Raw genomic sequence first — 678 nt, 5'->3', positions numbered from 1 at the left:
ATGGCACGTTGGTTATCATTCTTTGCTGAATACAACTTCACGGTTGAGTATAAACCGGGAAAGTTGAACGTGATAGCGCATCCGCTATCACGACGCCCCGATTACGAGACGAAACAGTCCGTAATCGATTCAACCAGTGCAAACGCAATACGTTGCACTGCTCTGTCGTCGTCACTCGTACGACAGGTACGTCAAGCGTACGAAACAGACGAGGAAACTCGTCTGCTGATTGATTACCTCAGTAATCAATCTGATCGGAAGCGCGAGGAACTTCCAGAGTTCCTTCGCGCTTGCGTGCATCGTTATCGATTGCACGATGGTCTGTTGCTTTATAGCACAGACCAAGATGATGTTAGTCGCATCGTCGTTCCAAACGACGATGATCTCAAACATCAAATTTTGTTTTAGTTCCATGTTGCACCGATTTCGGGGCATCAAGGTCGAGAGAAGACGTATGCTTCTCTCGCACGCGAGTTCTACTGGTGTAACCAGTATAAATGGGTACGCAAGGTCTGTCGCCCGATCATAGTCAGAAGACTGGAATAGTGGTCTTGGTTGACCGTTTCAGCAAGATGGTTCATCTTGCTGCAGTGTCAGCGAATGTCACTGCCGCGCAAACAGCGCGGATATTCGTTGACACGGTATTCCGTTTACACGGAATGCCGGAAACATAATCTC

General features: G+C 48.1%; 1 protein-coding gene. It reads left to right on the top strand.

Annotated features, from left to right (window positions below):
• On the top strand, positions 1–408 hold a 408-nt coding region (locus D7Y13_RS50025; RefSeq protein WP_208734565.1), incomplete at its 5' end, for a ribonuclease H family protein.
• Positions 409–678: the final 270 nt, after the last annotated feature.

The sequence above is a fragment of the Corallococcus praedator genome (assembly GCF_003612125.1).
In the GTDB taxonomy this organism is placed as follows: domain Bacteria; phylum Myxococcota; class Myxococcia; order Myxococcales; family Myxococcaceae; genus Corallococcus; species Corallococcus praedator.
Note: the sequence above shows the minus strand (reverse complement) of the source record. Positions and strands in the feature narration are given on the sequence as shown.